Below are 5,668 nucleotides of genomic sequence, written 5' to 3' on the forward strand. Positions count from 1 at the left end.
GGGAGACCTCCCCTGTGGGCAGTGGTCTCGACAAGCTCGACCACCGGTGAGGTCGTGGTCTCGACAGGCTCGACCACCGGTGGGGTGGTGGTCTCGACGGACACGACTATCGGGGGCGGCGGAGGTCGAGCTTGTCGAGACCTCTCTTTGCGGGGTGGTGGGCTCGACAGGCTCGACCACCGGGAGTCCTCTTGCGCGCCGGGAGTTCATCCAGGCGGGTTTCACGTGAAACAGTTTGTGTGTGAGCGAGGAACGTGAGGACTTGGGTGGTCTCGGCGAGCTCGACCCCCGGGCAGAGAGAGTCTTTCCCGCAGACCGTCTGGAGCTTGCCCAGAAGTACGCCGCCTGGCTGGCGGACGCGGGCGTGGTTCGCGGGCTGATCGGTCCGCGGGAGGTCCCGCGGCTGTGGGATCGGCACATCCTGAACTGTGCCGTGCTGGGGGAGGTGATCGCCGAAGGTGTCGCGGTCGCGGACATCGGCTCCGGTGCGGGACTTCCGGGCCTGGTCCTCGCCATCGCCCGCCCCGACCTGCAGATCACCCTGATCGAGCCGCTGCTGCGACGTACGACATTCCTCGAGGAGGTCGCCGAAGACCTCGCGCTCGAGAACGTCACGGTGCTCCGGGGGAGGGCGGATGCGTTTCACGGTGAGCTCGGCTTCGACGTCGTGACTTCGCGAGCGGTCGCCGGATTGGGCAAGCTGCTCGACTGGTCGATGCCGCTGGTGGCCCCCGCAGGAGCACTCGTCGCGATGAAGGGGTCGAGCATCGAGGCGGAGATCGAGGAAGCCGGCCAGACGTTGAAGAAGTGGGGATGCGCGCCGCCGACGGTCTCCGAGCTCGGTGTAGACGTTTTGGAGACGACAACTGTCGCGGTTCGGGTGGTTTGGTCGGATCCGGCACGGGTAGATTGGCCGCCGGTCCCGAAGGGCGGCCAGAAGGGGTCCAAGGGTGGGCCCCGAAAGAAGAAGCGACGTTGACGGTGGTCGAGCCTGTCGAGACCACGACATCGCGCGGGACCGGGGTGGTCTCGACAGGCTCGACCACCGGAAGAGGATGAGGAACATGCCGTACGACGACGAGAGTCCAGAGAACGCCGTTTCACGTGAAACCGACGAGCCGGTGTCGATCAGGCTCCGTACGGCCGGTGACATCGCATCCCTCGAGAACGACTTCACCACGGAAGCGACGCCGTTGGCCGCTGCCGCCGAGCACACGCTCCTGGCGCGCGGGGCAGCGGGCAGTCGGCCGCCGATGCCGCGCCCGGCGAGCACCCGGGTGATCGTCTCCGCCAACCAGAAGGGTGGCGTCGGCAAGACCACCTCGACGGTGAACATCGCCGCGGCGCTGGCCCAGCTGGGTCAGAAGGTGCTGGTCATCGATCTCGACCCTCAGGGCAACGCCTGCACCGCGTTCGACGTCGACCACTACCAGGGCACCCCGGGAACGTACGAGGTCCTGGTCGAGGGAGCGTCGCTCGAAGATGTCGTCGTGCCGGTCCCGAAGCTCGAGGGCCTCGAGCTCGTGCCGGCGACCATCGACCTGGCCGGTGCCGAGGTCGAGCTCGTCGAGGAGGACGGACGCGAGCAGCGCCTGAAGGAGGCCCTGGCCAAGTCGCCCCGCGTGGGTGACGCGGAGGATCGATGGGACTACGTCCTCATCGACTGCCCGCCGTCGCTAGGGCTGCTCACCGTCAACGCGCTCGTCGCGAGCACCGAGGTGATGATCCCGATCCAGGCGGAGTACTACGCGCTGGAGGGTCTCGGTCAGCTCCTCAAGACGGTCGAGATGGTGCGTGCGGCACTGAACCCGACGCTGCGGGTCTCATCGATGCTGATCACGATGTACGACGCTCGCACCCGGCTCGCTTCGCAGGTCGCCGAGGAGGTGCGTGAGCACTTCGGCGACACGGTCATGCGCACGTTCATCCCCCGCGCCGTGCGTGTGTCCGAGGCGCCCTCGTTCGGGCAGACGGTGATGACGTACGACCCGGGCTCGCCCGGCGCGCTGAGCTATCTCGAGGCCGCCAAGGAGCTCGCCAAACAGGGCCAGCAGTGACGATGAAGGACCCGGTGGTCGAGCCTGTCGAGACCACCACGATTGCGACATCAGACGGGGTCTCGACAAGCTCGACCACCGACAATGGGGGACACAGGAATGAGTAAGCAGGCGCCGAAACGTGGTCTCGGACGAGGTCTGGGATCGCTGATTCCGACCGCTCCAGCCAGTGGCGGAAATGATTCGCCCGAAGGCGCTCCTGTCCAGTCGGACGTCCGCCATTCGGACCTTTCCGCTGGAGCCACTTCCGGCGCATCCGTGGACCCCGGGTCCACCGAGCCGACGGAAGGCCGCCAGATCGAGAAATCGAATCTGGCGCCCGTCGACGGCGCATATTTCGCTGAGCTGCCGGTCACGCAGATCCATCCGAACCACGTGCAGCCTCGTCAGGTCTTCGACGAGGATGCGATGGCCGAACTGGTCCATTCGATCAACGAGATCGGCCTGCTGCAGCCGATCGTCGTCCGGAAAGTGGCGACCGACTCCTACGAGCTGGTCATGGGTGAGCGCCGGTGGCGCGCCACCCAGCAGGCCGGTCTCGAGGTCATCCCGGCGATCGTCCGCGAGACCGACGACACCGACATGCTCCGGGACGCGCTCCTGGAGAACCTGCACCGCTCGCAGCTCAACCCGCTGGAAGAGGCGGCGGCCTACCAGCAGCTGCTCAACGACTTCGAGTGCACCCACGACGAGCTGGCCCAGAGGATCGGACGCTCGCGACCGCAGATCTCCAACACGATCCGACTCCTGAAGCTTTCCCCATCGGTGCAGCGCCGTGTCGCCGCCGGCGTGCTCTCGGCCGGCCACGCGCGTGCGTTGCTGGCAGTCGACGGAGAGCCGCAGCAGGACAAGCTGGCTCAGAAGGTGGTGGCTGAGGGCATCTCCGTGCGCGGCCTCGAGGAGATCGTCGCCCTCGGCGACCCCGACGGCGACGCCTTCGCCACTCCGCGCGTGAAGCGCGCCAAGCCGAGTGCTCCTGGGCTCAAGGAGATCTCTGACAGGCTCTCCGACCGCTTCGACACCCGCGTGAAAGTCGATCTGGGGCGCTCCAAGGGAAAGATCACCGTCGAGTTCGCGACGCTGGAGGATCTACGTCGGATCGTCGAACTGATGTCGCCGGCCTCCGACGAATCCATTTAGTCATCAAGCGATAAAGCGCTTTGTCGACAAATAGATTTCGCGACTGATTCTCGGGTGCGGCCCGGTCATCGAGCTTGTCGAGATGACGCTCTGGGGGAGGTCTCGACAGGCTCGACCTCCGGGAGCGTCCGGTCATCGAGCTTGTCGAGATGACTCTCAGGCCGAGATGACCCGGGCAGGTACTACTGCGTGTTCGTCGAGGGGTGCTCGGCGCCACGAATGGGGAGACCAGGGATGGGCCCGGTCGCACCGAACGTCTCCAGAAGCTCCATCTCGGCCTCGATGACACCCGCCAGGCGGCGTACGCCTTCTCGGATCCGCTCAGGAGTCGGGTAGCAGTAGGAGATCCTCATCGAGGAGGCGCCGAAGCCGTCGGCGAAGAAGCCGGTGCCGGGGACGTACGCAACGCGCGCGGTCACCGCGCGGGGGAGCATCGCCTTGCAGTCGATGCCGGCGGGGAGCGTCAGCCAGACGAAGAAGCCGCCGTCGGGCTTGGTCCAGGTGCAGGACGCGGGCATGTAGGCCTCGAGCGCGTCGAGCATGGCGTCGCGACGCTCGCGGTACATCTCCCGCATCTGCTTGATCTGGCCCTGCCAGTCGTGGTTGGAGAGATAGGCCGAGACGGCCATCTGGTTGAACGGTGGCGGGCAGAGCGTCGCGGACTCCTGAGCCAGGACCAGCTTCTCGCGGATCGCGGAGGGGGCCAGTGCCCAGCCGACCCGCAGACCGGGGGAGAACGTCTTGGAGAAGGAGCCGAGGTAGATGACCCCGGGGTCCTGGGCGCGCATCGCCGGGCGGGGCTCGTCGTCGAAGCCGAGAAGGCCGTAGGGGTTGTCCTCGAGCACCAGGATGTCGTGGCGCCGGCAGATCTCGAGGATCTCGGTGCGGCGCTCGGGGGTCATGGTGACGCCGGTCGGGTTCTGGAAGTTCGGGATCGTGTAGAGGAACTTCACCTTGCGGCCCGAGGCCTTGGTGGAGATGATCGCCTGCTCGAGCGCGCTGGGAATCAGGCCGCTGGCGTCGACCTCGGCGTGCACGATGTCGCACTGGTAGCCCTTGAAGACACCGAGCGCTCCGACGTACGACGGGGCTTCACAGATCACGACATCGCCGGGGTCGCAGAAGACCCGGGTGACCAGATCGACGGCCTGCTGGGAGCCGACGGTCACGACGACGTCGTCGGGGTGGGCCTCGATGCCCTCCAGGCGCATGACCTCGCAGATCTGCTCGCGCAGAGCGGGATCGCCCTGACCGCCGCCGTACTGCAGCGCGGTGGGGCCCTGGGTCATGATCAGGTCGCGGATCGAGTCGCCGACAACGTCCAGCGGAAGACTGGAGATGTTGGGCATGCCACCAGCGAGCGAGACCACCTCGGGCCGGGCTGCCACGGCGAAGAGGGCCCGGACCTCCGAGACCGTCATGCCTGCCGTGCGCGCCGCATAGCGGTCCGCGTACGGGTCGAGGCGGGATGAGGTTGCGCGCTGGGGAAGATCAGTCATGGTGTCACCATCATGAAGGATCGCATACGCTGGTAACAGACCCTTAACCCAAGATCAAGGGTGAGACATGGCACGTCGCGTTCTTCCGTTGACGCTGGATCTCTTCGCCGAGGTCCCGGCGCCGTGCCGCGCCTGCCTGTTCTGGGAGCGCGATCCTGTGGGCCATCGCCGCGTCGACTCGACGCAGGCGATCGGGGTCAAGGAGGCCTGGATCTCCGAGGTGCTCCGCGAATGGGGCTCGTGCGGACGGGTGGCCGTGATCGACGGTACGCCGGCAGGATTCGTGCTCTACGCGCCGCCGGTCTTCGTCCCGCGGGTCGCCTCGTTCCCCTCCGGGCCGGTCTCCACCGACGCGGTCCTGATGACCACGGTGTGGATCGACCCGCGCCGTGCCGGCGGCGGGATCGGCCGGATGCTCGTCCAGGGAATGGCCCGTGACCTGGTCCAACGCGGCCAGTTCCGGGCCATCGAGGCCTTCGGTGACGTGGGCCCGATGAGCGGCATCCATGGCCGGCGCTGTGCCGCGCCGGCCGACTTCCTGAGCCGGGTTGGGTTCAAGACCCACCGGGAGCATCCGACCGTCCCTCGGATGCGGATGGACCTGAAGCAGACCGTCACCTGGATCGACGACTTCGAGACCGCGTGGGAGCGGTTGCGGGAGGTCGTACGTCCTCGCAGCCATCCGTCCCCGGCCTCCACCGAGCTGCACCGCGACGGTGAGTGAATGTTTCATGTGAAACGGTGCCCGGTGGTCGAGCCTGTCGAGACCACCACCCGAACCCGGTGGTCGAGCCTGTCGAGACCACTCGCCCGAGCCCGGTGGTCGAGCCCGGTGGTCGAGCTTGTCGAGACCACTCGCCCGCCACAACTGACGTCTCGCCCGCCACAACTGACGTCTCGCCCGACGTAAGTGACGTCTCGCCCGAGGTAAGCGACGCCTCGGCGAAATGAACGATGGCGCGCCACCGTGAC

General features: G+C 67.0%; 5 protein-coding genes. 4 read left to right on the plus strand and 1 reads right to left on the minus strand.

Annotated features, from left to right (window positions below; all coding sequences use genetic code 11):
* Positions 1–241: 241 nt before the first annotated feature.
* The 3 genes from rsmG (at position 242) to H5T77_RS25275 (ending at position 3,197) form a co-directional block, all read left to right on the plus strand.
* Complete coding sequence (gene rsmG / locus H5T77_RS25265) at positions 242–979, plus strand: 16S rRNA (guanine(527)-N(7))-methyltransferase RsmG (protein WP_292653370.1); 738 nt, start codon at positions 242–244, stop codon at positions 977–979.
* A gap of 274 nt (positions 980–1,253) precedes the next feature.
* The gene (locus H5T77_RS25270) at positions 1,254–2,057 is read left to right on the plus strand and encodes a ParA family protein (RefSeq protein WP_179661677.1); all 804 of its coding nucleotides are present in this window, start codon (positions 1,254–1,256) and stop codon (positions 2,055–2,057) included.
* A 99-nt stretch (positions 2,058–2,156) separates the two neighbouring features.
* Positions 2,157–3,197, plus strand: coding sequence for a ParB/RepB/Spo0J family partition protein (locus H5T77_RS25275; RefSeq protein WP_292653371.1), 1,041 nt, complete (start codon positions 2,157–2,159; stop codon positions 3,195–3,197).
* 182 nt (positions 3,198–3,379) lie between these two features.
* Here H5T77_RS25275 and H5T77_RS25280 read toward each other — a convergent pair whose 3' ends face one another.
* The gene (locus H5T77_RS25280; protein WP_292653372.1) at positions 3,380–4,696 is read right to left on the minus strand and encodes an aminotransferase-like domain-containing protein; all 1,317 of its coding nucleotides are present in this window, start codon (positions 4,694–4,696) and stop codon (positions 3,380–3,382) included.
* Between the two features lie 67 nt (positions 4,697–4,763).
* Between H5T77_RS25280 and H5T77_RS25285 the strand changes: the two genes are divergently transcribed.
* Complete coding sequence (locus tag H5T77_RS25285; RefSeq protein ID WP_292653373.1) at positions 4,764–5,420, plus strand: GNAT family N-acetyltransferase; 657 nt, start codon at positions 4,764–4,766, stop codon at positions 5,418–5,420.
* Positions 5,421–5,668: the final 248 nt, after the last annotated feature.

The organism is Nocardioides sp. (genome assembly GCF_014360585.1).
In the GTDB taxonomy this organism is placed as follows: domain Bacteria; phylum Actinomycetota; class Actinomycetes; order Propionibacteriales; family Nocardioidaceae; genus Nocardioides.